Annotated in this window: 24 protein-coding genes and 1 tRNA gene; 17 read left to right on the forward strand and 8 right to left on the reverse strand. The window is 39.1% G+C overall.

Annotated elements, in window-relative coordinates; all coding sequences use genetic code 11:
- The first annotated feature begins 229 nt into the window (after positions 1 to 229).
- On the forward strand, positions 230 to 4,003 hold the full coding sequence (locus tag VHO47_02135; protein ID HEX2977894.1) for an AAA domain-containing protein: 3,774 nt from the start codon (positions 230 to 232) through the stop codon (positions 4,001 to 4,003).
- Here VHO47_02135 and VHO47_02140 read toward each other — a convergent pair.
- Positions 3,974 to 4,984, reverse strand: a complete 1,011-nt coding sequence (locus VHO47_02140; GenBank protein ID HEX2977895.1) for a DUF2156 domain-containing protein — start codon at positions 4,982 to 4,984, stop codon at positions 3,974 to 3,976. The two genes, VHO47_02135 and VHO47_02140, sit on opposite strands and share 30 nt — an antisense overlap.
- Before the next feature lie 470 nt (positions 4,985 to 5,454).
- Here VHO47_02140 and VHO47_02145 point away from each other — a divergent pair, with 470 nt between their 5' ends.
- The 11 genes from VHO47_02145 to VHO47_02195 all read left to right on the forward strand — a co-directional run bounded on the left by VHO47_02145 (position 5,455) and on the right by VHO47_02195 (position 13,706).
- Positions 5,455 to 6,663, forward strand: a complete 1,209-nt coding sequence (locus VHO47_02145) for a DEAD/DEAH box helicase (GenBank protein HEX2977896.1) — start codon at positions 5,455 to 5,457, stop codon at positions 6,661 to 6,663.
- Between the two features lie 104 nt (positions 6,664 to 6,767).
- Positions 6,768 to 7,805, forward strand: coding sequence for an alpha/beta hydrolase (locus VHO47_02150; GenBank protein HEX2977897.1), 1,038 nt, complete (start codon positions 6,768 to 6,770; stop codon positions 7,803 to 7,805).
- A 230-nt stretch (positions 7,806 to 8,035) separates the two neighbouring features.
- Complete coding sequence (locus VHO47_02155) at positions 8,036 to 8,482, forward strand: hypothetical protein (protein ID HEX2977898.1); 447 nt, start codon at positions 8,036 to 8,038, stop codon at positions 8,480 to 8,482.
- 97 nt (positions 8,483 to 8,579) lie between these two features.
- On the forward strand, positions 8,580 to 8,756 hold the full coding sequence (locus tag VHO47_02160) for a hypothetical protein (protein HEX2977899.1): 177 nt from the start codon (positions 8,580 to 8,582) through the stop codon (positions 8,754 to 8,756).
- Positions 8,757 to 9,042: 286 nt separating this feature from the next.
- Positions 9,043 to 9,552 carry a hypothetical protein gene (locus VHO47_02165; protein HEX2977900.1) on the forward strand — a complete coding sequence of 170 codons (510 nt, stop codon included), beginning with the start codon at positions 9,043 to 9,045 and terminating at the stop codon, positions 9,550 to 9,552.
- Positions 9,553 to 9,607: 55 nt separating this feature from the next.
- The gene (locus VHO47_02170; GenBank protein ID HEX2977901.1) at positions 9,608 to 9,943 is read left to right on the forward strand and encodes a hypothetical protein; all 336 of its coding nucleotides are present in this window, start codon (positions 9,608 to 9,610) and stop codon (positions 9,941 to 9,943) included.
- Positions 9,944 to 9,957: 14 nt separating this feature from the next.
- Positions 9,958 to 10,476 carry a hypothetical protein gene (locus VHO47_02175; protein ID HEX2977902.1) on the forward strand — a complete coding sequence of 173 codons (519 nt, stop codon included), beginning with the start codon at positions 9,958 to 9,960 and terminating at the stop codon, positions 10,474 to 10,476.
- A 187-nt stretch (positions 10,477 to 10,663) separates the two neighbouring features.
- A complete protein-coding gene (gene rpmE, locus VHO47_02180; GenBank protein ID HEX2977903.1) occupies positions 10,664 to 10,867 on the forward strand; it encodes a 50S ribosomal protein L31 in 204 nt (67 codons plus the stop codon).
- Positions 10,868 to 10,873: 6 nt separating this feature from the next.
- Positions 10,874 to 11,944, forward strand: coding sequence for a peptide chain release factor 1 (prfA, locus tag VHO47_02185; GenBank protein HEX2977904.1), 1,071 nt, complete (start codon positions 10,874 to 10,876; stop codon positions 11,942 to 11,944).
- Between the two features lie 63 nt (positions 11,945 to 12,007).
- Positions 12,008 to 12,370, forward strand: a complete 363-nt coding sequence (locus VHO47_02190; GenBank protein HEX2977905.1) for a hypothetical protein — start codon at positions 12,008 to 12,010, stop codon at positions 12,368 to 12,370.
- Positions 12,371 to 12,446: 76 nt separating this feature from the next.
- Complete coding sequence (locus tag VHO47_02195) at positions 12,447 to 13,706, forward strand: nucleoside transporter C-terminal domain-containing protein (protein ID HEX2977906.1); 1,260 nt, start codon at positions 12,447 to 12,449, stop codon at positions 13,704 to 13,706.
- Here VHO47_02195 and VHO47_02200 read toward each other — a convergent pair whose 3' ends face one another.
- Genes VHO47_02200 through VHO47_02210 form a run of 3 tightly spaced genes read right to left on the reverse strand, consistent with a single transcriptional unit; the run spans position 13,707 to position 16,155 of the window.
- The gene (locus VHO47_02200) at positions 13,707 to 14,741 is read right to left on the reverse strand and encodes a hypothetical protein (GenBank protein HEX2977907.1); all 1,035 of its coding nucleotides are present in this window, start codon (positions 14,739 to 14,741) and stop codon (positions 13,707 to 13,709) included.
- Positions 14,734 to 15,375: a hypothetical protein gene (locus VHO47_02205; GenBank protein ID HEX2977908.1), complete on the reverse strand. Its 642-nt coding sequence runs from the start codon at positions 15,373 to 15,375 to the stop codon at positions 14,734 to 14,736. Before VHO47_02205 ends, VHO47_02200 begins: the two co-directional genes overlap by 8 nt.
- Positions 15,376 to 15,384: 9 nt before the next feature.
- Positions 15,385 to 16,155, reverse strand: a complete 771-nt coding sequence (locus tag VHO47_02210; protein HEX2977909.1) for a Fe-Mn family superoxide dismutase — start codon at positions 16,153 to 16,155, stop codon at positions 15,385 to 15,387.
- Between the two features lie 217 nt (positions 16,156 to 16,372).
- Between VHO47_02210 and VHO47_02215 the strand changes: the two genes are divergently transcribed.
- The gene (locus VHO47_02215) at positions 16,373 to 16,828 is read left to right on the forward strand and encodes a YbhB/YbcL family Raf kinase inhibitor-like protein (protein HEX2977910.1); all 456 of its coding nucleotides are present in this window, start codon (positions 16,373 to 16,375) and stop codon (positions 16,826 to 16,828) included.
- Between the two features lie 67 nt (positions 16,829 to 16,895).
- Here VHO47_02215 and VHO47_02220 read toward each other — a convergent pair whose 3' ends face one another.
- A complete protein-coding gene (locus VHO47_02220) occupies positions 16,896 to 17,075 on the reverse strand; it encodes a hypothetical protein (GenBank protein HEX2977911.1) in 180 nt (59 codons plus the stop codon).
- A 150-nt stretch (positions 17,076 to 17,225) separates the two neighbouring features.
- Between VHO47_02220 and ppsA the strand changes: the two genes are divergently transcribed.
- Positions 17,226 to 19,631 carry a phosphoenolpyruvate synthase gene (ppsA, locus tag VHO47_02225; GenBank protein ID HEX2977912.1) on the forward strand — a complete coding sequence of 802 codons (2,406 nt, stop codon included), beginning with the start codon at positions 17,226 to 17,228 and terminating at the stop codon, positions 19,629 to 19,631.
- Positions 19,632 to 19,659: 28 nt separating this feature from the next.
- Here ppsA and VHO47_02230 read toward each other — a convergent pair whose 3' ends face one another.
- A complete protein-coding gene (locus tag VHO47_02230) occupies positions 19,660 to 19,917 on the reverse strand; it encodes a hypothetical protein (protein HEX2977913.1) in 258 nt (85 codons plus the stop codon).
- Positions 19,918 to 20,057: 140 nt separating this feature from the next.
- Here VHO47_02230 and VHO47_02235 point away from each other — a divergent pair, with 140 nt between their 5' ends.
- Positions 20,058 to 21,272, forward strand: coding sequence for a hypothetical protein (locus tag VHO47_02235; protein HEX2977914.1), 1,215 nt, complete (start codon positions 20,058 to 20,060; stop codon positions 21,270 to 21,272).
- On the opposite strand, the gene VHO47_02240 is transcribed toward VHO47_02235, so the two are convergent.
- Both VHO47_02240 and pheS read right to left on the reverse strand, forming a co-directional pair.
- Complete coding sequence (locus VHO47_02240; GenBank protein HEX2977915.1) at positions 21,273 to 22,193, reverse strand: UTP--glucose-1-phosphate uridylyltransferase; 921 nt, start codon at positions 22,191 to 22,193, stop codon at positions 21,273 to 21,275.
- Between the two features lie 43 nt (positions 22,194 to 22,236).
- Positions 22,237 to 23,274: a phenylalanine--tRNA ligase subunit alpha gene (gene pheS / locus VHO47_02245; GenBank protein HEX2977916.1), complete on the reverse strand. Its 1,038-nt coding sequence runs from the start codon at positions 23,272 to 23,274 to the stop codon at positions 22,237 to 22,239.
- 218 nt (positions 23,275 to 23,492) lie between these two features.
- Between pheS and VHO47_02250 the strand changes: the two genes are divergently transcribed.
- A tRNA-Phe gene (locus VHO47_02250) sits at positions 23,493 to 23,567 on the forward strand.
- 336 nt (positions 23,568 to 23,903) lie between these two features.
- Positions 23,904 to 24,632: a hypothetical protein gene (locus VHO47_02255; GenBank protein ID HEX2977917.1), complete on the forward strand. Its 729-nt coding sequence runs from the start codon at positions 23,904 to 23,906 to the stop codon at positions 24,630 to 24,632.
- Positions 24,633 to 24,641: the final 9 nt, after the last annotated feature.

The raw sequence follows: 24,641 nt of genomic DNA on the forward strand, positions 1-24,641 counted from the left end.
AGTTTTTTGGCTGTGGTTGGCAATTTACAAAAAAACGCAATTATGATACCATAAAAATACAGATATTAATTTAAAGTATTTTTATTAAATGGATTCGGTTTTTAGCGTCAGATTTCTTCTGGGTGGGGGTATTGGATATGGCACATCAATTTTAACTAATTCCGATCAATTACACGCTTAATTTTCTTAAGATAAAGCCTATTTTTTGTGTGCTTTCCAAGGGTTTGTTATGAACAACGGTCTCAATACATTGCTTGAATATTCGCTTAAAGCGGTCGATCTTTCGCGCCGTAATCGATTACTTAAAACACCCACAAGTGCAAAGCTTCTTTCGTTCAAGAATGATCTGCCCTCGTTTCTCAATAAATTTGGTGCGCTCGATAATTTATCGATCGAATTTTCGCATCAAGAGCTTTTGCACGAAGAAAAAAGAGAAACAGAAGGTTCTTTAACCAACATTCAGGGTGAAAAACTGATAGAGTTTCTTAATATGATGCGTTTGGCTGCAAAACGTGATTTTGAAGAACACGGTTTGCATACCCTATTTTTGACTTTTGGCAGAGTTAAATGGAGTAACGCTTCATTTGTAAAATCGAATGGCGAACATGAATATAATGCCCCACTGCTTTTGCTGCCGATCTTCATAAAAGAAAAGAAAAGTCCGAAAAAAACAGTTATTACGCATAATGCTGAGTTTGGCGATGTCCAACTCAATAAAGCAGTAAGCCTTTTGCTGGAGACTACCTATAATGCGAGTCCGCTTACTTTTGATAATGAAGAAGGAATGCGCAATCTAAATGCTGCATACCAAAAACTCCTTGTACAAGCTCGAAAAGTTTTTTTAGAATTACATGTCGATTTTGAACTCATCGATCAGATTCAAATTGGCCATTACTTTTTTTCTGGTCAGCAAATCTACCAAGATCTGAACGATCATAAAAAAAAGATTATACAGCATGATGTTATTAATGCCCTGTGCTCGCACGATCCATTAATGCAGAAAACTCTCAATATTCATAATCAAAATTATGATGATCATTTGCGAGAAGCGACAGATTTTAGCATCATGGATGCGGATAAAAGTCAGCTTTCAGTTATTCAAAATGTGATGAATAAAAATCATCTCACGATTCAAGGGCCGCCCGGTACTGGCAAAAGTCAAACTATCGTAAATACTATCGCTCATCTTTTAGCACAGGGCAAAAGAGTTTTAGTTGTTTGTGAAAAGCAGGTTGCACTGCAGGTTGTTTTCGATCGCCTTAAGCAGCGAGGATTGCATAAATTATGTTTATCATTATTTGATTATGGTACCGACAAAAAAACATTTGCAAGATCGATAATTGAGGATCGAGAAGCACTATTAAAAAGTGTTGCAGAATTTCCAGTACAAAATCATGCATCAAGTGTATTTTCGCAACGAGCAAAAAAAATTAAACGATTACAAGAATATGCTGAAACGCTAGGTACGATAGTTGAACCACTTGGTCAATCGGTTCAATGGGTGCACGGGCAATTAGCTCGTTACCAAAATGAAAATAAATATGCGCGATTTAAATGGAACGGCAACGATCCTCTTAAAATTGACCGTGCGACCTATCAACAAGCGATGGTTCTTTTAAATGCAGTGACTCCAATTTTTCCTTTGCGCATGCGCGAGCAATTTTATTATTGGAACTTGTGCACAAAAAAATATTTTTCTCCTCATTTTGCTGACGATTATTTTCATGCGTTAAACGAGCTTAAATCGTGCGTGATCGCTGGAAAGCTTTTGGTAGAGGATGATAAATCGATTACAACTTTGCATGCGCTCACACAATTGTGCGGTACGCTCAAAGAATTAAACGTACTCAAAAAAACGTTTGAGCAAAAAGGGATTGATTTTGAAAAAATAGATCCAAAGCGAATTTCCCAACTCGCGCGCAGATTTAGTAGTAATTATGCAAGCGTTTTTCGTTTTGTATCTTCAGCGTATTATAGTGATTGCAAAAAAATAAGAGATTGGTGCGCAACTCAAACATTAAAGAGGCATCAAGAATATGTCGAATTGCTGAGGCAATTAGAGCGTTATACTTATCTGACCAAAAAAATAGAAATGCTGCGTGGGCCAAAAATTAAATCACTAGAAAATTGGTTTACGCATTACGAAAAAACTTCTAGCGATCTCGAAAAAGTAGTGGGCACCAATCGATTGGCGGACCAACTAGCGCCGCTTTCTTTTGCAGAATGCATTCAGATAATTGAAAAATTAATCGAAGATAAGCGTGGGCTCGAGCAATGGATCTCTTATCAAAACTATGCGCGCCAATTGCAGCAACTTGGGCAAGGATGGTTTCTTGATGCAACTAAAGATATTGAGATTAAAAATCCGGCTGCCGCATTTGCCCACTCTCTGTGGAGCGCATGGATTGATGCCTATTATGCACGCACTCCTGAATTACAAAAATTCACGCAGCAAGAACATCAACAAACGGTAGTCGATTTTAAAACATTAGAGCATGCAACGTTTGAAAAAAACGCAGCACGAATTTTAGCAGCTCACGCAGCTGCATTAGAAAAATTAAAGAAAAAAAGTGGAATGATTGAAAAACAACTTGTTCATCAGAGCCAACTTAAAATTAGGCACAAGCCGATTCGCAAATTGGTGCAAGAGATTGGCCCAGAGCTCCTAAACTATAAACCATGCTGGATGATGAGTCCACTTACGGTCAGTTCCTATATTCCTTTTGGACTATTAGAATTTGATGTCGTTATTTTTGATGAAGCTTCGCAGATGCGCGTGGAGCATGCACTTGGAGCGATTGCGCGCGCCAAGCAGGTGGTAATTTTTGGTGATGAAAATCAGTTGCCGCCGACCGATTTCTTTCAAGCACCGCATAGCATTGAAGAAAGCGATGAAGAGTTTAACAATGATTATGAAAGTATTTTGCAGGCGGCGCAAGAAGTATTGCCAGGAGCACATTCGTTGCTTTCGTATCATTATCGCAGTAAGTATGAAGATTTAATTTCGTTTTCGAATCACCATTTTTATGACGACGAGCTCATAACGTTTCCAAATCCACATAAAGCGTATAATGCGGTGAAATTTGAATACGTGCAGGATGGAACGTTTGATGGCGGAAAAGATGGTGGCAGAATAAATAGAAGAGAAGCGGTGCGGGTGGCTCAAATCTGCATTGATAAAATGAAGAATGAACCTGCTAAAACGCTAGGCGTTATTAGTTTTAGTAAAACGCAGGAAAACGCAATTCGTGATGCATTACAGCAATTGTTGAAAGAACATCCTGAATGCAAATCGCTACTCGATGAATCAAGCGAAAAGCTATCGCCGTTTTTTATTAAAAATTTAGAATCGGTGCAAGGAGATGAGCGCGATTGCATTATACTTTCTGTTGGTTACGGGCGCGATAAATCGACGGGGCAGGTATATAATAGATTTGGTCCGCTCAATGGTGTTCACGGCTATCGAAGATTGAACGTTGCAGCAACTCGCGCAAAAGAAGAGCTTATTTGCGTCTCATCAATCACCAGTGCAGATATTCGCTTGTATGATGATTCGCGCGGTGCTCAATTGCTTAAAAATTACTTAGAATATGCGCAAACTTCCGCCAGATCATTTGATTTGCGTGGTGCAAAAAAAGATCAGGTAAGTATTTTTGAAACGCCATTTGAAGATGAAGTAGCAAAAACTCTTGAAGAAAGAGGGTATGTTGTTTATAGAGCAATTGGCGCTTCAGGATTTAAAATCGATCTTGCAATTGTAGATCCGAAAAATTCTGAAAAATACGTATTGGCTATTGAATGCGATGGCCCATCGTATCATTCATCGTATAATGCTCGCATGAACGATCGCATGCGGCAAGAAATATTAAAAAAACTTGGATGGAACGTATACAGAATATGGTCTCAGCATTGGTTATCGCATAAAGAAGAAATTATGGATCAGATTGCCACCATTATCGCGCAAAGCGCATCATCAAATGCTGGCGTTGAACGTACGCAATAGTGCATGAATCTCTTGCCAGCGAACGCGTGGGGTGTTAAAAAGGAGAAACGATGGTTCCTTGCGCGGTTGGAATTTCTTCCAAAATCTTTGACGTTCATGCATTTTAAATACGTTTCGTACCGACGTTAATGTGCACTTAATAAGCATTTCGGAAAACCAACCAAATCCATCGATGCGGCCGATTTGGGTTGAAAGCGCTGGCCCAATTGAAAGACAATTACATCCTTCATTGCGCAATGTTTCAAGCGTATAAATCATTAAAAGTTCTGAGGTACCTTTTGGTGCTTCGGGAGTAAGTATAATCGTCCCATTGAGTGCCCATCCATTAAGTGCGCCTATTTGATTGAGCATGAGAAATGCGACGATTTCATTATCTTTTTTTGCATAAAACCATCGATTGCTTGATGCGTAAGCAACTTCCAATGGCAATAAAAAAATTTGCGGGCCTTTGCGGTTTTCGGTCCATCGTTTCATTATAGCTGTTAACGTTTGTGTTATTTCTGGGGTATTATTATCGTATTCATTGCACGATAATCCGCTCGATAATGCTTTTCTATATCGTTGCCGTAAATGGCTAGCATTGCGGCCGCTGAGAGATTTAGTATCGATCGTTGGATCGATAATGATTTCATCTCCAAATTGAAACGCTGATCCGTTGTAGCAATCCAACATTTGATTAGTAAACGATTCAGAGACCATGACGTACATTGATTTTTTATTCTGGTCTTTACAAAAATCTTGAAAAGCTTGTGCAAGTGCCATTCTATCTGACAAGGAGCAAACCGGATCTCCAATAGCAACGAGGCAACCCCTTTCGATGCGATAACCGATGATGCCGTCTATCGAAGGCTCTTTAAAAAAGAGGCATTTCGGGTGTAATAAACCTAGCGAGGTTGCATTGCCGAGCCGCCGTATATAATCGATAACCATAGTATCAATGTAATAAGCGATGCCCGTTTTTACGTGACTCAAATGATTCAAAGATCGCCCCCCTTTTTTGCTAACTACGATTTTTTTAAAATAGCAATGAAGAATGGTTAAAATCAATTAATTCAGTTTGTAGTTAGAACCCAGATGGTCTTTATCGATTTATGCATAATTTGAGGGAACGATTCATCAATGTTTATGTGTGCTTGCACTAATTTATCAAAAAAGCATAAGAGTAATTTTAGTCTATTTAATGTGCGTTGCAAATGAAGTAGTTATTTATTCTGGTAAAGAAGCCCTTTGTATAAGCAATAAAGAGCGCTATACTAATTCTTTATGGTTGCAATAGATAAAGTTGAGCGAAAAAAACAGTCACTCCTGGGATTTTCGAACCATTTAGGCATTCCTTATAGTTGAAAGTGCTCTTTAACGGCAATTTCTTTCTGCGATGTATGCATTTCTGATCAGAAAAATTAGAATTAAAATAGTCTCAACGGTACAATTTAATGATTTTGTGAGAATTTATGTCAGAATACGGAAATTTCAGAAAAAGTTGGCAAAAGGGCGGCGCATCAAAAGATAAAGGATCTCGTGGCCATTCGCGCGGTGGTGGCAGGCCTCAGAGAGCAATAAAAAAATTTGATCCCTCAGCTTTCATAAAAAAAGTTGAAGAGCAAACTTCAGCTCCTGCCTATGTTCCTAAAAATACCTTCAACGATTTTTTAATCGACGAGCAAATTAAAAAAAATGTTGCTGCAAAAGGGTATGTAAATCCGACGCCAATTCAAGATGAAGCGATCCCGGTTATCTTGGAAGGCAAGGATGTTATTGGAACTGCAAATACTGGAACAGGAAAAACTGCTTCGTTTTTAATACCATTGGTTCATAATGTTTTAACAAAAAAAACTAATCGCGTATTAATTATTGCCCCAACGCGTGAATTAGCAGATCAGATTTTAGAAGAACTGAGATTGTTTGCAAGCAAAACCGGCATTCATGCTGCGCTGTGCATTGGCGGTGCAAATATGATGGCTCAAATTGATAAGCTGAAAAAAAATCCACAGTTTGTGATTGGAACGCCAGGCAGATTATTGGATCTTGAACAAAATCGCATCATCAATTTTAATAATTATACTTCGATCGTACTTGATGAAGTTGATAGAATGCTTGATATGGGATTCATTAACGATATCAAATATATTATTTCGAAATTACCAGCTAAGCGACATTCATTATTTTTCTCGGCAACTATTTCGAATGATCTAAAGAAAATAATGGATTCATTCTTACGCGATCCTATTTCCATTCGTATTCAGGCGCGTCAATCTGCAGAAAATGTAAACCAAAATATACTTCATATTGGCAACAATAACAAAATTGAACTTCTTCACGATCTTCTGATTAAGCCGGAGTTCAAGAAGGTTATTATTTTTTCACGCACAAAACGAGCAACCGATAAATTAGCAAAAATGCTGCGTGAGCGTGGATTTGACGTTGTCGCAATTCATGGCGATAAAACACAATCGCAAAGAAAAAAATCACTGGATCTTTTCAAGCAAGACAAAGTACGTATTCTTTTGGCAACGGACGTGGTTGCGCGCGGTATTGATATTGACGATGTATCGCACGTTATTAACTATGATCTGCCGGAAACGTATGAGGATTACATCCATAGAATTGGTAGAACAGGGCGTGCTGCTAAAATTGGCCAAGCAATAACGTTTGTTGAATAGTAAGCGTTTCACTCTTTGTTAATTCTAATCGTTTTCTTCGCAAGAAATTTTTTGTTAGCATCAAGGTAATTTGTGATAACAATATTTTAATGTGAGGAATTCGTATGAACACATTGCATATTGGTGCTGCCGTTTTTATCGTGCTTTCAATGTTCAATACGGCGAGTGGGGTTGAAAAAAACAGTAATTATAAAAACCTCGATCCTCAAGTTGCTCAATTTTTAAGCAATTTAGCAAAGAATGATGGACCGCCAATTTATACGTTGCCGGTTGAGCAAGCACGAAAAGTGCTTGATGATCTTCAGGCGGGTTCTGTTGGCACTATTCCCGCTGACATAAAAGATATCACTATTAAAGGTGGCCCGACCAAAGAGGTTTCGGTTAGATTAATACGCCCACAGGGCAGCAAAGGTATTTTGCCTGCGGTCGTTTATGTTCATGGAGGGGGCTGGATTCTGGGAAATAAAAATACGCACGATAGATTGGTGCGACAGATAGCAAATCACGCAAATGTTGTTGTCGCGTTCATTAATTATACTCCGTCCCCTGAAGCCCAGTACCCTGTTCCTACAGAACAGATTTACTCAGCAGCTTCTTACCTTGCAAAGAATGCTGCCAAGTATCAAATCGATCCCAAACGAATGGCAATCGCGGGCGATAGCGTTGGTGGTCTGATGGCGACCGTTGTAGCTCAATTGGCAAAGCAAAGGGGTGGGCCAGCATTTGTGTATCAACTTCTTTTCTATCCGGTGACCGATGCAGATTTTAATACTCAATCTTATAATAAATTTGCTGATGGCTACTGGTTATCCAAAAAAGCTATGAAATGGTTTTGGGATGCTTATGCGCCGCATATTACTGAACGAAGCATGCCGACAGTTTCTCCCTTGAGGGCTTCTATTAAACAACTACATGGCTTGCCGCCTGCATTGATTATCACCGATGAAAATGATGTTCTTCTTGATGAGGGAAAGGCATATGCCGAAAAATTGCAAAAAGCGGGCGTGAATACCGAGTTCAAATTGATAAAAGGCACGGTTCATGATTTTGCAATGTTAGATCCATTAAAAGATACTGCGCCAACCAAGGATGCGATTGCATATGCGGTCCGCAAATTAAAAAAGGCTTTGTATTCTAATTGATCGTTTTTTCTTTAGAGATGAAAAAAGCCCTTTATTTAAAGAAAAAAACAAGATAATCTGAAAAATATATGTACGTTTGCCCACCCTAATAAGTCCAGTAAGGGCACGCGTTTTATATGTCTGAGCAGTCATCTCAAAATTGTTAGTTCTGGGTTTGACGTAAGTTTTACAGGAATTCTCTATATTTGTTGTTATCAATTATCTAAATTACACATTTTTTAAGGCGCCGTATGCAAAATATATTATTGAGGTTGTTTCCTCTTTTCCTAGCTATAAATATTATCTGTATGGACAACCCGAATGACTTTTCACACTCAAAATTTCATCAATTATTTAACCCAGAACAATTAGAAATTGTAAAACAAGAATTCGAACGCAAATGCTTCGAGTCAAATATCTGGCCTGAAAGCGACCTTGGTCATTGGGAGGATATGTTCTCGCCTGTTGGTTTGTCTTCGCGAGAAATATCGAGTATAGAACCATCAACGGGTACAACACCAAAGCAACCAAAACGAAAAGTTACGAAGCGGAGAGGTACATACCTTAAGTCTAGCCTTAGGAAATATAATCAGGAGCACCTTTTACCATTACTACAAAATGAATTTAACAATCCCAAAAAAAAATATGACGCTAAAAGGGAAATATGGGAAAAAATCGAAAAAAAATTTAAGGTTTAATTCTAAGCGGGTTACTATGAAAAATAGAATTATCGTATTCGCTGCATCTCTTTTGGTCAACGCTGCATATTTGTTAGGTATGGAGGCTACTCCCATTATGAGAATCAATCCACAAACGGGAGTGACTGAGCTAGCGCAAATCACCCAAACGGCTACTGGTCAAGTAAGCATCAACTGGGTGCCACTTCCTCCATCTGCAAATCATTCGCAGCCGTGGACTCCTTCCCTGGCCGCTATTCCTGAGGTAGATGAGGAGGAAGGACCCCAGCGTTGATGGTTGCGGGAAGGTGATCTAAGTTTCGTAGAATTCTGGGTCGTTAGAATATCCCCGGAAAAAACTTGGCCCCCGCGAGTCGGGGGTTTTCTATTTTGTATAAATTTCCTAGTAAGCTATTTTATAAATGCACGATTATGAGGCATCATAATTCAATCTGTATCTATTTTTTTGACCAATTTCTTTAAGCGTGATATTCTTTAGTAATCAGAAGGAAAGTACGATTCGGCTTTTGAAGCCATTGGATATTCATAAATGCAAGATTAAATGACACAAGGGTTGGTTAATGAAAAAAATATTCATAGGGATGCTTTTTTTTGCGATAGTTTTTCAGATAAATGCAATGGATAAGTCCAACGCTGAAGTAGATGAATGGATTAACCGAGTTACTGAAACTGCTCAGGGTTTGCTCCCGGGCGATAAGCATGTGATTAATAACGGGCAGGCGGGCGACCTTAACAAACCCCTGGTAGCCCTGGATAGAGCGACAGAAAATAGCGATGCTTCAATAAAACCTAAGGCAAAAAAGAAACGAAACAAACATACCAAGAAGTCCGATTATCTTATTTTGAAGGGCTTGCAAGGTAAAATATCACCAGAGAAACAAAACTGGACGCAAATAATAAATGAATCACAAAAAGATAAGCTTCAATTAGATGATTATCAACAAATTGATTCTGTTGTTTTCAATGAAAAAAAAATCAGATTGAGATTGAAGCAATGCCCATACTGCTCCGATCGCTGTTTAGGCATAATGAAGTTATCCGAGCATATTAAAAAGCATCATGGTGGGTAGTTGATTACTCTATTTAGTCACGAATTTAGATTTTTATTGCATCAAGGCAGTTTGAATGGAAATTTCTTTACCCTTAATTATGTTACTTATAGCAGCACCTTCATTAGCTATGGAAAATTCTTGGTTTGAGGATTCTTTGGAAAGCTCTACAGAATCGATAGAGCTGGGGGATAGTATCTTTCAAAAAAAAGCAAAGCGCTTACCTGCTCCTAATGGGCTTGCGGATTATCAACATTTTTATCCCTATATTCCGGTTACAACGGTATTGACCAAAGCCGAGCCATGCAAGCATTGTGGGGTACGATTAAAAACAATGGATGCTCATCTGAGAAAATGCGGCTTTATTTATGTTACCACTGTAAAAAATAGAAACTTATTAGGCGCTCATTAGGGCGGAGATTATCGATGAATATCGTAAAATATTTCTTTTCATGGCTAATAATCTTTTCTGCGCCTTTGTGTTGCATGGATGGCCAGAATAGAACAAATAATGTTGATACAAAGTTGTACGAAAATCTTTTATTGCATATTCAGCAGGACCCGGAGCAGTTTCATGATTTCCTAGCAGCACACCCATATGCATTTGAAACTGTTGAGCAAAAAGAAACCAAAATTTTATTTGAAAAACAAAACAATGAAAAGAGTGAAAAAGTAGCGCAGATAACAAAAAAGTTTAGGTCTCAAATAGTCGCAAGCAGGCCCAAGCAAATGACTTGTGGTATCTGCCCAATCGCTGTAGAGATAGCGTCCGTGGCTGCCTATGGCTGGCACGTAAAACGCTTTCATGAAGGTATCGAACACAAAAAAGCAATCTCTTGTAAAAAGTGCTTATATTTCTTTCCCGAATTTACTTGCTTTAAAGACCATTGCGTTAAATATCATAGCCCAAATTTTTTGCCTGGTCCTGAAAAATTGGAGAAATAAAAAGAATTTTTTGGGCAAATTTTACACAAAGCATTATTAAAAATTTGACAAATAGAAAATCCAATGTATGCTTAAGGTTAGTTAAGAGATCCTAAAAGGCAGTTCGAAGTAAATGCCTTTACAAAAAAAGAGACTTGATCAATACTAAGACAGTGAATAAAAAACCTCAGATTTCCAGGTAGAAATTATGAAAAAAGAACTACATCCAGAACTTCATGACGTAACAGCTCACTGCGCTTGCGGATACTCGTTCAAAACGATGTCCACTGCGTCTGATATCAGCGTTTCAATCTGCTCTCATTGCCATCCGTTTTATACCGGTTCGCAAAAGTTGGTTGATACAGCTGGCCGTATTGAGAAATTCGAAAAGCGTTTCAAAAAAGGTAAATAAGCGGCTATGGAGTTATCCTGGCAAGACTTAAAAAAAAGACACGAGGAGCTGAGCAATCAGCTCCTTTCTCCTTCTCTTGATTATGCGCAGCGCCAAGAAATGCAGAAAGAGCATTCCCGGCTCTCGAATCTCCTTGAGAAAAAAAAAGCTATTGAAGCAATAGAAGCGGATAAAACTTCTGCTCAAAAAGAAATGGCATCCACCCAAGATGCTGAGATGAAAGTGCTCTTTGAAGAAGAATTACATTCTCTTGAAGAGCAGCTTAAAAAAGAACAACAATCACTCGAAAATATTCTATATCCACCAGATCCGCTTGATGATCGCTCAGTGTTTCTTGAAATTAGAGCAGGCACTGGCGGCCAGGAAGCGGCGCTTTTTGCTGCTGATCTTATGAAAATGTATACAAACTATGCATTATCAAAAGGATGGCAAGTTTCTCTTGCGGATATGAGCGAAACGGATTTGGGCGGTATTCGAGAGGTAACCCTTCATATTCAAGGTGATGGTGTTTTTGGTCATTTAAAATTTGAAGCGGGTGTGCATCGTGTGCAACGTGTACCAAAAACCGAAACGCAAGGGCGTGTTCATACCTCTACGGCGACAGTGGCGGTGCTTCCGGAAGCTGATGAAGTAGAATTTAATATCAGCCCCGCAGATTTGCGCGTCGATACATTTAGAGCCGGCGGCGCAGGCGGGCAACATGTTAATAAAACCGAATCTGCTGTTCGCATAACGCATATTCCAACTGGCGTCGCAGTCGCATGCCAAGAGGAACGCTCGCAGCATAAAAATCGTGCAAAAGCGATGAAGATGCTCCAATCACGGCTTTTAATGGCTCAACGAGAAAAACAAGAGCTTGAAGAAAGTCATAAACGAAAAGAGATGGTGGGAACCGGTATGCGTGCAGAAAAAGTGCGTACGTATAATTTTCCACAAAACCGCGTTACCGATCACCAAGTTGAAGTGACGCTCAAAAAGTTGGATCGCGTTATTGAAGGCGATCTTGAAGATATTATTCAGCCCCTGATAGCTAAAGGGCTAGAAGATCGGCGCAAAGCGCTCGCAAAAGCAATTTAACAATTCTTGTTTTTTTTCAATCTAATTAGATAAGTTCTCCTTGTAAATTTTTAAGGAGAATTAATGAATCTGCTTTTTAACGTAATTGCATTAGCAATCGGTCTTTTGTTTCCAGTAATTAATTATCTCGGATTTGAATGGTACTATCCACGTCCCCAGTTTGATATTCAAGTTTACGAATCATTTCATTTTTATGGCACACTCGTTGTTTGCGTGTTAGCTCTTTTGATTGGTACTTATTTAGTAACGCGTAAAATTAATTTTGTCGGGGTTGGTCTTATATTTGGAGCGGTATTATCAATCGTTTTCAACTTTGTGCGTTATTCATATCATTTGAGTCGTGGAATTCAATTTGGAGTAGCTATTGGGATTTTTGTGCTGTTAATCGTTCTAGGAGTTTATTTTGCTAGTCGTCGAGATTTATAATTTTTTGGGATTGAGCTCCTGAGTAGTTTCATTATACTGGAAGAATAGTCTCTTTTCTCTACTCCCAGGAGCTTGCATGTTTTCTTATCTTCTAGAATATAATCGATACATGAATTTAATCGGTATCTTCGTGATACTTGGTATTGCGTTCTTGTTTTCGCGCAATCGCCGTGCAATAAATTATAAATTAATTATTAACGCCCTTGTTCTGCAATTTATTATTGGCATCATTACTCTTCGCACATCGGTTGGCCATCGCATTGTTCAATCAATTGCAAACATTGTAACCATTGTGTACAAATGTGCAGATGCGGGAGTTTCTTTTGTATTTGGCAATCTGGGTGATCCGTCTCAAGCATGGGGATTCATTTTTGCAGTTAAGGTTTTGCCAATTATTATTTTCTTTGGCGCACTCATGGCTGCACTTTTTCATTGGGGTATTATCCAGCGCGTTGTTTGGGCGATTGGCCATGTTGTGCAACCATTTTTGGGAACATCTGGCGCTGAGACACTGTGCGCCGTAGCAAATAGTTTTTTGGGGCAAACAGAAGCGCCATTATTGATTCGTAATTATTTACCAACCATGACAAAATCTGAAATCATGGTAGTGATGGTGAGTGGAATGGGAACGGTGAGCGGCGCAATTCTTGCTGTTTTTGGTCAAATGGGTGTACCAATGGTGCACTTACTCACCGCAAGCGTGATGGCGATTCCTGGATCAATGTTGATTGCAAAGATTCTTTATCCGGAAGAAGAAAAGCCTAAAACATCGCGTGGTGCGCAAGTTTCTATAGCGGGTACGACCGAAACTATTTTTGATGCGCTTGCGATTGGTACAACAGACGGAATGTATCTAGCTTTAAACGTTGGCGCTATGCTGATCTCGTTTCTTTCACTCATTGCATTAATTAACGTTATTCTTGGATCTGGATCAGAAGCGCTTAACTATTATTTAGCGGATGTCGGCGTTCGTATGCCCCATCTAAGTTTGAACTATATTTTTTCTTACGTATTTGCGCCATTTGGTTATTTACTTGGTTTTACCGGAACAGAAGCGCAGCAAGCAGGGCAACTTTTGGGCACAAAGGTAACCATCAATGAACTGATCGCGTATAGCGAAATGGTGAAGATGGGATTATCTGATCGTCTTGTTATAATAATGACGTACGCGCTTTGCGGCTTTTCTAATTTCTCTTGCATCGGGATTCAGATCGGCGGAATTGGCGTATTAGTTCCTGAAAAGCGTCCATGGCTTTGCGAATTAGGGCTTGTCGCGGTACTTGGCGGTTCGCTTTCTAATTTATTATCGGCACTTATTGCTGGATTGTTACTGTAATTATTTTACAAGCATTTCAATCGTATTATTGTGCACAATTTGTAAACCAACTGCTTGGTATTCTAGTAGTTTAGTTGGGCGTGAAGTCCAATTGATAATGTGTGGTTCGCGCACAATAATCCCAACATCAGCTGCTGCCAAATACTGGTAGATTTCATTATGCGCTACGTTTAATATGCGATATGCATTTACGGCAAGACTATTTTTTTTGCAAAGTGCCTCAAAGATGGTTGGCTCGTTAGTTAGAATTAATAAAAATGAATCGCTACTGAGCTCGTGCATTTTTTTAAAATAGATAATCGTTTCTTCCGGGCATTGCCACGCCTTTGCAGAACCATTATAGCAATATACTTTTGCATGTGGGTCAATTAAAAGTCGGCTACGCGTTGTGCCTCTCCATGCGATTTTTTTTTCAGAAGAAATCTGAGAAGGAATATCTCCGTGCGCGATTGAAATAGATAACGCGGGCGCTTTGTATTCTTTAATTAAATAATCTTTAAGCGCAGTACTTACTGCTTCAATAGAAATCTGAAAGTCATTGGTTGTTTGTGCATAGGCAGTGTGTTCTAGTTTTTTATACAATTGCGTGCGTAGTGCGTGCAAGCTTCTAGTAAAAAAATGAATATCTTTGTGCGTGAACGCATATTCTTCTGCCAATAATCCACGTGCTTGAATGGTTAAATCTACGCATCGGGTTTTTTGCGCCGCTTTTTTGCAAATGTATCCTGCTAACGGCCCACGAGCGATAAGAGAATATTTGGTATATTTTTTGAGAACTTTTTTTAATTGCATAATCGCAGGAATTAAACTGAACTTTCCAATGTACGGAATTTTTTTGAGTACGATGAGCTTGAATGGGCTGTGATAGTTTCCAAATTTTTTAGGAACTCGTTCGAATGAAATAATATGAATAGAGCAATCTGGGTGATTGTTTTGATATTTTTTCAATGGCTCGAGCACTTGGCTTTCAAATACGGAATTACTTATTCCGTCGTAAGTAACAAACAACAGGGATGGTTTATTGTTTTTATTCATCGTCGGTATCGCTTGACTCACTTGACGTCGAATTGGTTAGGAGTGGAACAGTTTCTTCCTCGTCGCTGAGCGTGATGCTTTCTGGGCTTTGTTGACCGTCGCTACTAAATGGTTCTTCTTCGCCATAATATGATGAGGAATAAATATAAGGAATAATAGGTAATTGATGGCGCTCGTTTCCTGAGGTTTTTATCCAAATATTCAGCTGCTTGGCTTTTTGATGGATCGCATCCCAGTGCGCCATTTGCTTTTTTGAGAGAAGTAGCGTATTTAATTGAGGAAATGACTCTTTCAGCTGCTTTAACTGATCTTCAGTTATGTTGGTAAAATCGTTTTCTTCTAAATTTATCGTTTCTACTTTGGTAGAGAAGATTTCTTTAAAAGATTTTAGTTCCCAGTTTTTCAAATGATTTTTAGATAAATTTAAATATGTACATTCGTCGGGAATTAAATCTTTCAATCCTGAAAGATCGCTAATATGAAGGTTTGATAGGGATAATGTTTTAGAATTATTGGAGAGCTGAGCGAATTTTTTAACTCTTTCTACGCTCGTAGTCGATTTCTTTCTAAACTCTCTTCCTCCATGTAGATTAGTAATAAGCAGTGAACTTAGAAGCAAACAATTTCTTCTCATTTATGTAACCTATGACTGAGCAAAGGGAATAACCCATTTTTTGATTCTATTTTCGACAACATTCCAATCGATTTGATCCCAAAAGACATCAAGGTACGGTGTTCTTTTTATGCCAAAATCGATCATGTATGCGTGTTCATACACGTCAAGAACCAAAAGAGGCATTACTAAAACGGGTACCGTTTGATTATGTTCTTCAAGTACATAATTATGAATTAAGTGATCATCAAGTGAATAGGCGGTGAGCACCCAGCCGCGCGATGCTTGTGCTGCTGCCATTAAATCTTCTTTGAAAGCTGCAAATGAGCCGAACGATTTATTTATAAGTTCATTCATCTTTGATCCAACTGATGAGTGTTCATTATTCATATTTTCAAAATAGAGCTCATGCAGGAGCGAGCCATTCAATGCATAGGTTTCTGCAAGTTTGAGTGCGCGGTAAGGCGCATACGTTCTATTTTGATTACTGCGATCCACGGTGGTGAGCTTTTCAGCAATTTCATTACGTTTATTTACGTATCCTTCATAAAGAGTATTATGCTCACTCAATTGTTTTTCGCTTAAACCCTTAATTGCTGAAAAGTTAAAGTTTTTTTTTGAGTAGTGCACAGGTTGGAGTCCAACCATGTTTGCAGAATGGCCAGATGGTTGCACTATGCCGGTCGGGCAACTTTGTTCTAATTCGTCAAGTTTGGGATTAAATTTTCCAGAAGTATAAAAAAGAATAATCGCGACAAGGGCAAGAAGCGCTGCTAAGAAAAACCCGTATTTTTTAATCATTAATTCTCCTTTTTGGCTGCTAAGCAAATTTAATCAAATCGTAGCAATCGTACAGTGAAAAATCTAGCGCTTGTATAAAAATATGGATGAGTAAAATCTCGCTGTGATAAACTCTTTTAGCAAATGAGAAACTAAAGGAGGTGAATCTGTGTTGCGTCATTTTTTGCGGTTTTTTCTTTTTATAGTTGTATGTTTTTGGACAAGCGGAGGTTTAGCGATGAAGTTAATGAGCCCATCTTTTAAAAACGGGGGCGCCATTGAACGGCGATTTACCTGTGATGGTGAAGATTTTTCACCCGAACTTCTTTGGGAAGGAGCTCCCGAGAAAACAAAATCGTTTGCTTTAATCGTTGATGATCCAGATGCGCCAATGGGAACCTGGGTGCACTGGCTTGCTTATAATATTCCTGGTACGGTTCGCCGGCTTGAGGAACATGTACTTATTTCCCGCTTGAGTGGTGCCAGCGAAGGGATAAACGATGAAGGTAAACTGGTTTTTCATGGCCCATGCCCGCCAAGCGGCACCCATCGTTATTTTTTTAAACTGTATGCGCTTGATATAAAACTAGAATTTAAAACAGCGCCAACAAAATCACAAATGGAAGCGGCAATGAAAGGACATGTTCTTGCTACTGCGCAATTGATCGGAACCTATAAGCGAGAAAAGAAATAATATTTTCAGAGTTTCATTCTACTCAAGTTAAAATTAAGGGGCGAGAAATTTTCGCCCCTCATATCTTTTATGCAAAGTCTTCTTTATCCCAACCAACTTCTTTTTCAGAAAGTGGCCCAGATGTTCTTTGCTCATTTTGTGCAACAACATTTGCAGGGCACTCTTTTGTGCAGCATTTTTTACGTCCGCATTCAGGAAGAATTGCGATTGCGCTGAACGCTAAAGCAATAACGAATAATTTTTTCATAATATTCTCTTGATAATAGTGTTAATGAAGTAAGATGTACTACAATTAGTGCATAGTGTAAAAAAAACACATTTTTTTACAAGGTATTGTGCTCTTGATAGAAAAGTTTCATGCGCATAAATTATTAATTATAGATTATGAGAGTAAAGTATGAACTATATACGCTATTTCAATCAAATTAGTATGGACGATGTGGCAAAAGTGGGTGGCAAAACAGCTTCTTTGGGTGAAATGTTTAATCAGCTCACTACTCGAGGTCTGCGTGTGCCAAATGGTTTTGCAATTACATCCGACGCGTATTGGCAATTTTTAGATCACAATAAATTAAAAGAAAAAATTTCTGCAATTTTGAAACCGATTACGCAGCAAACGAGTTTAGATGAATTAAAAAAACGTGGTACCGAAATTCGTCAACTTATTTTGCAAGGAAGCATTCCTCAGGATCTTTCCAAAGAGATCGATGATGCGTATTCGTCGCTTTCTGATTATTATAAACAACAAAATTGTGACGTCGCGGTGCGTTCATCTGCAACGGCTGAAGATTTACCGGGTGCATCATTTGCTGGCCAACAGGAAACGTTTCTCAATATTAAAGGTGATAAAGAGCTGCAAGAGGCTTGTATTAAGTGCTTTGCATCTCTTTTTACCGATCGAGCAATTATGTATCGAATCGAGAAGAAATTTGATCACATGAAAGTTGCGCTTTCAATTGGCGTGCAGAAAATGGTGCGTTCAGATTTGGGTGCATCTGGCGTTATGTTTACGCTCGACACAGAATCTGGTTTTAAAGACGTGGTGATCATAAATGGATCGTGGGGCCTTGGCGAAGCTATTGTGCTTGGCAAGGTGAGCCCGGATGAATTCTGGATTCATAAACCTACATTTGAAAAAGGATTTCACTCGCTCATAAAAAAAGAATTGGGTACCAAAGAGATCAAAATTGTGTATGCAACAAATGGTAAGCAATCAATTCAACAACTCAATTGCAGTGCGCAAGAGCAAGCAACATTTTGTCTGTCTGAAAACGAAATTTTTGAATTGACTCAAGCTGGCATAGTTATTGAGCAACATTATTCCAAATTGCGTGGCACATGGACACCCATGGATATCGAATGGGCAAAAGATGGGAATGATGGAAAGATTTACATTGTTCAAGCTCGACCAGAAACAGTTCATGCGGTTGAAAAAAATGAACATAAAGTAATTCGTTATCATCTTCAAGCTCCAGAATTTGCATTAAATGATGCGGTAATGGCGACCGGGCAAAGTATTGGTCAGGCAATTGCATCGGGGCCCGCACGAATAATAAAAAGTATTAAAGAGGTTGAAACGTTTAATGAGGGGGACATTCTCATTACGCAAATGACCGATCCTGATTGGGTGCCATTAATGAAAAAAGCTGCAGCTCTTGTGACGGAACGAGGTGGGCGCACGAGCCATGCAGCAATAGTAAGCCGCGAATTGGGAATTCCTGCGATTGTGGGCGTTGGTACCGCTCTTTATAAAGTGAAACCGGGGCAACCAATAACCATCGATTGTTCGCGGGGTGATACTGGTTATATTTACGATAAAGCGGTGCCCTTTAAAAAAGAAGAAATTAGCCTTGCAAAGCTGCCAGCAATTCCTGTTGATCTTTATATGAATATTGCTGAACCAGAACGAGCGTTTTCGCTTTCGTGGATGCCGGTGGATGGCATTGGCTTAGCGCGTACCGAATTTATTATCACCAATAAAATAAAAATGCATCCAATGGCGGCGGTAGAACCGGAAAAAATTACTGATCCCAAAATACGCGCTGCGATTGCAGCACTTTCGAGCGGCTATCAAGATGCAAAAAGTTTTTTTGTCGATTCGCTTGCACAAGGTGTTGCAACTATTGCTGCCGCTTTTTATCCAAAGCCGGTTATTGTGCGATTTTCAGATTTTAAAAGCAACGAATATCGAAATTTAGTCGGCGGGTCTTATTTTGAACCGGAGGAAGAAAATCCAATGCTCGGCCTTCGAGGCGCTTCCCGTTATTATAATCCGCTTTATCAAAAAGCGTTTGAGCTTGAATGCCAGGCCATGAAGATTGCGCGGGAAAAAATGGGATTTGCTAATATCGTGCTCATGATTCCCTTTGTTAGAACGATCGCCGAAACGCAACGGGTGATTGGCATACTCAAAGAGCAGGGGCTTGAGCGAAGAAAAAATGGTTTGCAGTTATTCATGATGTGCGAAATTCCTTCAAACGTTATTTTGATCAAATCGTTTTGTGAATACTTTGACGGCATTTCTATCGGCTCGAATGATCTTACGCAGACAACTCTTGCAGTTGATCGCGATTCGCAATTGCTCACCGCATTATTTGACGAGCGTGATGAGGCCGTATTGCTTATGATGAAAATGGCGATCGAAGGTGCAAAAAAATCGGGTAAGCATACTGGCATTTGTGGCCAAGCACCATCAGATTATCCTGAAGTTGCTGATTTTTTGATTAAGCAGGGGATAGATTCCATTTCGCTTAATCCTGATTCTATTATTCCGTTTTTAATGCTGCATGTGGAAAAAAAATAACTAATTTGTTTTTGTGCATTCAAATCAATTAACCGATGATTTCTTTTTCTTCACATTTTTTAGGCATAATAGGGCGCGGAACATTGAAGTGCCCGCAACGTTCACATTTATTGCGTCTGAAAGAGCGCGCATAACGCCAGCAAGGGCAGGTGCAATCGCCAACGTAATAATATTTCTTGTAATCGTATCCCCAAGATGTATCTCCATGCTGACTATTATCCATACAATCGCAATCAGAATAAGCGGTCGATGATATAAGAAGTAAGCAGAACAATAATTTTTTCATGATTCAATTCCTCCAACTCTTTTGCTCTTATTTTATAAAATTAAATTTCAATTGCGCAATAAATTTGAGTCTTAAACTATCGACTTTATCAATTACAGAGTTTTATAGTCAAATGCAGAAACCAAAAAGAGGAAATGGATATGATAAAACGATTATTCGTAGTTCTAATATTAGTTTTTTCTGGACAGATTGATGCGATGGTGAATAATCTTGCCGCCGAACTTGATATGCTCAGCGTGCGGCTGGCGGTTCTTGCAAGCGAATTAGCAGGATCCCAATTTGTACCGCCAATCATTCCAATTAATCCAGCAAAAGAGGAAGTCCCGGCATTGATAAAAGGGCAACCGGCACTCATTCAAACCAACTGGATTTATCAATCGGGCGATATAAAACAAATAGAAGTATTAACTCAAGTTGACGGAGCAAATTGCGGATATCATGCACTCAAAAATGGTATTTTAATTTTAAATGCGGTAATGGCGGGCTCAAATAATCAAGAACGTAATATTTATTTGAACGACCTAAAAAGTAATTCAGTATATAAAAATTGGTTTGATAATTGGGCCAACATTATAAAAAAGAGTAGAGAGAAAAGTGAGAGAAAGGGCACCTTCGATTGGCTCAATGGCGCTGAAATAGAACTATTAATCAAAAGCAAAATCCCTGAAAAGATTGAACACCGAAGTGAATTTATTACCGTTATCGATAATCCCGATTGGTTAACACAGCAAGAATTCAGTAAAGGGCAGGGCCTAACGGAGGAAATAGTAAATCAAGTAGCGGCTTTTCAAAGTCAGCAGGATTATTTTCATGTTTTTGTGCTCGCAAATTCTCGCGAATATCAAAACCAACGAGGATTTATTGAAGGAACGTGGACGCATTGGATTTCTGTAGCGGTTAATAAGGTTAAAGGCAAATCACAGTTTATTATTTTGGACTCAGCAAATCATTCCCGTATTGGACAGCAAGACGTCCAGACCCTAATAGATACTTTGCAAAAAGGAGACATTGAGCAGTTGAAAATGCGAATTACCTTCAGCCCCGATCTGAATACTATGCTTATATTACTCGAGTATCTTGAAGGGAAACCAAGTAGTTATGCAGGAATTCCCGATGATGCTTTTGAAGGAGTCATTGGTCGAGCAAAAAAGATCGTAAAAATGGCTAAACAAACAACGACGGCTGACAAAAAAACAAGCTGGTTTAAAAGCAATTCATTTAAAGATTTTAAAAACGAATTAGTGAAACTGCTTGAAAGAACTAAAGCAACAATCGCGCAAAAAAAAGAATTCTTCACAGAGCCAGATGAAAAACGTATTTCAACTGAAGCTGTGTTAAAAGAATTAAAAGGATAATTAAAGCGAATGTTCAACAATTTTTGAGCGATTATAGATAAACGAATCCATAAGTTCTTTATCTTCAAGAATTTTGGTAATATGCGGTGCGCATTGTGGATCTTGCAGCGCGCATCCTATGATCGCCTTTATCCACCCTATTGGATTACCAACATCATGACGAATTCCCTGGATTTTAAATGCGTAAACCTTTTCGCTGTGGGTACGCATCATTTCGGTAATTGCATCGGTCAGTTGTACTTCGCCCCGTTTATCAGCTTCGATATGATCAAGTGCGGCAAAAACTTTATTTGAAAGAATATAGCGCCCCACAACTGCAAGGTTTGAAGGACTATCTTTTTGATCAGGTTTTTCTACAAGATGAGAAACTTGAAATAAATTTGGTGTGAGTTGTTTTTTAATACCGATAACGCCGTATGAAGAAATTTGTTCTATAGGAACTTCTTGTACTGCAATGACGCTCGCTTTTTCTTGGCGTGCTACTTTTAATAGTTGAAGCATTGCTGGAACTTTTGAAATAATAATATCGTCAGGCAGAAAAATTCCAAAATGTTCTTTGCCGATTACGTGGCGCGCCATCCAAATTGCGTGCCCAAGACCAAGTGGTTCCGGTTGGCGAATATAGCAAAACTGTGCTGCACGAGCTATTTTATCAAGCGATGCAACCAGCTCGAGTTGATTTCTTTCTTTAAGAAGAATTTCCAGGTCGCTATTAGCATCAAAATGATCTTCGATGGCAGATTTTCCCTTGCTCGTGATCATGAAAAATTGCGATATTTCTGAAGCAATTCCTTCTTCCACGATATACTGAATCGCAGGCTTATTTAAAATTGGAAGGAGCTCTTTTGGAACCGCTTTAGTGAATGGCAAAAAACGTGTGCCTAAACCTGCTGCGGGTATGACAGCTTTCAAAACGTCCATACAAACTCCTTATTTTTCTCTAATTTTTTTGATTTCATAGTTATCATGAGAATTGCTCAAGAAATTCGATTTTTCCTGAATGCAATAAACGAATATCGTTAATGCCGTACATAAGCATTGCAAGGCGGGTTAAGCCAAAGCCAAATGCAAATCCGCTATATTCATCCGAATCGATGCCTGCAGTTTTGAGTACGCGCGGATGAACTAAACCGGCGCCGCCGCTTTCAATCCACCTTGAATATTTACATACAGAACATCCATCGGTACAAAATGGGCATGAAATATCGATCTCAATACTTGGCTCGGTAAATGGAAAGTAGCTCGGGCGAATTCTTAAAGAAAGCTCTTTGCTGCCAAACATTTCCTGCAGAAAAGCTTTGCATGTTGCAATCAAATTACTCATCGAGATGCCACGATCGATGACGACTCCTTCAACTTGCATGAATTGAAAATCGTGCGTTGCATCTGTCGCTTCATGACGATAGGTTCGCCCTGGGACGATTGCTGCAAATGGCGGTTTATTATTTGCAAGAGTTCGGGCTTGCACCGATGAGGTATGAGTCCGCAATAAAAGGCCCGGAACATCAAGCCAAAAAGTGTCCCACATATCGCGCGCGGGGTGATTTTCAGGAATATTAAGTGCCTCGAAGTTGAAATACTCGTTATCAACTTCAGGTCCGTCGATGATCTGATAACCCATCGAAATAAAAATATTTTCAACCCGTTGTTTGATGTGAGTCATCGGGTGAAGGGATCCGGCAGGGGAAGATCCTATCGTTGCTGTAATGTCAAAATTTTTCTGCTTTGCGAGCTCAGCCTTTTGTGCTTGGTGCGTAAGTGCATCATGCTGCGATGTAAATGAATTTTCTGCCCATTGTTTAAGTTCGTTCAATAGCGGGCCGAATGTTCTTTTCTCTTCGATAGACAGCGTTTTAAGCGCATCCATTAATTCAGAAATCTTACCTTTGCGGCCGAGGAAATTAATGCGAACTGTCTCGAGTGCAGAACTATCTTTTGCCGCCGATAAAGCTTGGGAAAATGCGTTTTTAAATTCGTTAATTGCCGCCTGAAGGGAATTCATAGATACTCATGGGTAATTGTTTTTAGCAATACATAATCCAGCGTACCAAAGGGATATGGGGTTGGCAAATTTCGTTGTTGACAAAAAAGAAGATATGGGTACCATACATAGTGCCTATTGAAATGAACCCGCAATCAAGCCCTTTTTAGGGTATATTGCCAGGGATAATCAAGAACTATTTATCATATCTTTTACATTTCTTGATTACAAAATTGTAAGCCGAGGTAGCTCAGTGGTAGAGCATGCGCCTGAAGAGCGCAGTGTCGGTGGTTCGATTCCACTCCTCGGCACCATTCTACGTTTATCCTGGCCTTCGGCTCGGCAAACTACGAATGGCACGGCCAGTCTTTCGCCAAATCGGTTAATATTATATACAAAAGAACTTACTAGCGAAGATTGCCCATCTTAGCATTAGCGGCGATGGTCCATAAAATTTTTAGTCTCTAATTTTAAAGCTAAGTAACAAGACTTAGTTTTATTTTATAAATCCTTTCTTATTTTGATTTCTATTTGTTACGTTGATACCGCATTATTTACAGATGCATCCTTCATGGATAGTAAATAAATTTATTTAGTTGTGCAGTAAGTACAAACTGCTATTCTTGTGATAAGTTTTGACAGCGTATAACATGAAAATCAATCTCCGCAATTGGCTAGATTTGATTACGGAGTCCCCAAAGAGGGGCATAAAAAAAGGAAGTGCGATGAGGCAGGTTCCTGCAGATAAATATAATGTTGCATGGTTTAAGTTGGCCGAGTTTGTGGCGCGTGGCGAAAAGGAACGTGCGTTAGGAATTTACCGATTATTAGTTCATTCATTTAATGATCGAGCATTTTCTTATCAGTTGGAGGGCGATTTATTGTGGTCGTTCACCGATGAACAAGCGATTGATAGATATATCACTGCCGCACAACTTTATAAAAAAGAAGGGCGTCTTGCAGAAGCGATAGGTGTTTATGAACTTCTTGCTTCAATAAAGCCGCATAATGAGCTTTTTATTTCTACACTTTTCCAATTATATCAAGAAACAGCAAACACGCAGCGCTTACTTGCAACTGCTGAGGTTTTATGCGAAATTCTTTTGGAGCGGAACGATCTTTCTGCTGCCCAAGAACTTATTGAGCGTTGTAGAACGTTTGTCTCCGATCAATCGTGTTTGGCTCTTTATGAATCGTATGCGCTTTCATTGGTAAAAAATAAGCACGCGGCAAAGATAGAAGTGCACAAAGCATTAGAAAAAGTTTTGGTTTCTGCCTTGGAAGAAACGCAATCGCAGCAACTTCATAAATTCCTAACAAATCTTGAAGGAATCAGCAGCGATTATTATCAGCATGCCTGCTCATTATTAAAAAAGTAAACAGCCTAG

Source organism: Candidatus Babeliales bacterium, from assembly GCA_036260945.1.
In the GTDB taxonomy this organism is placed as follows: Bacteria; Babelota; Babeliae; order Babelales; family JACPOV01; genus JACPOV01.

What these genes read in the sequence shown, in the direction of transcription:
- VHO47_02135 (HEX2977894.1), top strand. Translation starts at nt 230, where the DNA reads ATGAACAACGGTCTCAATACATTGCTTGAATATTCGCTTAAAGCGGTC.
- VHO47_02145 (HEX2977896.1), top strand. Translation starts at nt 5,455, where the DNA reads ATGTCAGAATACGGAAATTTCAGAAAAAGTTGGCAAAAGGGCGGCGCA.
- VHO47_02150 (HEX2977897.1), top strand. Translation starts at nt 6,768, where the DNA reads ATGAACACATTGCATATTGGTGCTGCCGTTTTTATCGTGCTTTCAATG.
- VHO47_02155 (HEX2977898.1), top strand. Translation starts at nt 8,036, where the DNA reads ATGCAAAATATATTATTGAGGTTGTTTCCTCTTTTCCTAGCTATAAAT.
- VHO47_02160 (HEX2977899.1), top strand. Translation starts at nt 8,580, where the DNA reads ATGAGAATCAATCCACAAACGGGAGTGACTGAGCTAGCGCAAATCACC.
- VHO47_02165 (HEX2977900.1), top strand. Translation starts at nt 9,043, where the DNA reads ATGAAAAAAATATTCATAGGGATGCTTTTTTTTGCGATAGTTTTTCAG.
- VHO47_02170 (HEX2977901.1), top strand. Translation starts at nt 9,608, where the DNA reads ATGGAAATTTCTTTACCCTTAATTATGTTACTTATAGCAGCACCTTCA.
- VHO47_02175 (HEX2977902.1), top strand. Translation starts at nt 9,958, where the DNA reads ATGAATATCGTAAAATATTTCTTTTCATGGCTAATAATCTTTTCTGCG.
- rpmE (HEX2977903.1), top strand. Translation starts at nt 10,664, where the DNA reads ATGAAAAAAGAACTACATCCAGAACTTCATGACGTAACAGCTCACTGC.
- prfA (HEX2977904.1), top strand. Translation starts at nt 10,874, where the DNA reads ATGGAGTTATCCTGGCAAGACTTAAAAAAAAGACACGAGGAGCTGAGC.
- VHO47_02190 (HEX2977905.1), top strand. Translation starts at nt 12,008, where the DNA reads ATGAATCTGCTTTTTAACGTAATTGCATTAGCAATCGGTCTTTTGTTT.
- VHO47_02195 (HEX2977906.1), top strand. Translation starts at nt 12,447, where the DNA reads ATGTTTTCTTATCTTCTAGAATATAATCGATACATGAATTTAATCGGT.
- VHO47_02200 (HEX2977907.1), bottom strand. Translation starts at nt 14,741, where the DNA reads ATGAATAAAAACAATAAACCATCCCTGTTGTTTGTTACTTACGACGGA.
- VHO47_02205 (HEX2977908.1), bottom strand. Translation starts at nt 15,375, where the DNA reads ATGAGAAGAAATTGTTTGCTTCTAAGTTCACTGCTTATTACTAATCTA.
- VHO47_02210 (HEX2977909.1), bottom strand. Translation starts at nt 16,155, where the DNA reads ATGATTAAAAAATACGGGTTTTTCTTAGCAGCGCTTCTTGCCCTTGTC.
- VHO47_02215 (HEX2977910.1), top strand. Translation starts at nt 16,373, where the DNA reads ATGAAGTTAATGAGCCCATCTTTTAAAAACGGGGGCGCCATTGAACGG.
- VHO47_02220 (HEX2977911.1), bottom strand. Translation starts at nt 17,075, where the DNA reads ATGAAAAAATTATTCGTTATTGCTTTAGCGTTCAGCGCAATCGCAATT.
- ppsA (HEX2977912.1), top strand. Translation starts at nt 17,226, where the DNA reads ATGAACTATATACGCTATTTCAATCAAATTAGTATGGACGATGTGGCA.
- VHO47_02230 (HEX2977913.1), bottom strand. Translation starts at nt 19,917, where the DNA reads ATGAAAAAATTATTGTTCTGCTTACTTCTTATATCATCGACCGCTTAT.
- VHO47_02235 (HEX2977914.1), top strand. Translation starts at nt 20,058, where the DNA reads ATGATAAAACGATTATTCGTAGTTCTAATATTAGTTTTTTCTGGACAG.
- VHO47_02240 (HEX2977915.1), bottom strand. Translation starts at nt 22,193, where the DNA reads ATGGACGTTTTGAAAGCTGTCATACCCGCAGCAGGTTTAGGCACACGT.
- pheS (HEX2977916.1), bottom strand. Translation starts at nt 23,274, where the DNA reads ATGAATTCCCTTCAGGCGGCAATTAACGAATTTAAAAACGCATTTTCC.
- VHO47_02255 (HEX2977917.1), top strand. Translation starts at nt 23,904, where the DNA reads ATGAAAATCAATCTCCGCAATTGGCTAGATTTGATTACGGAGTCCCCA.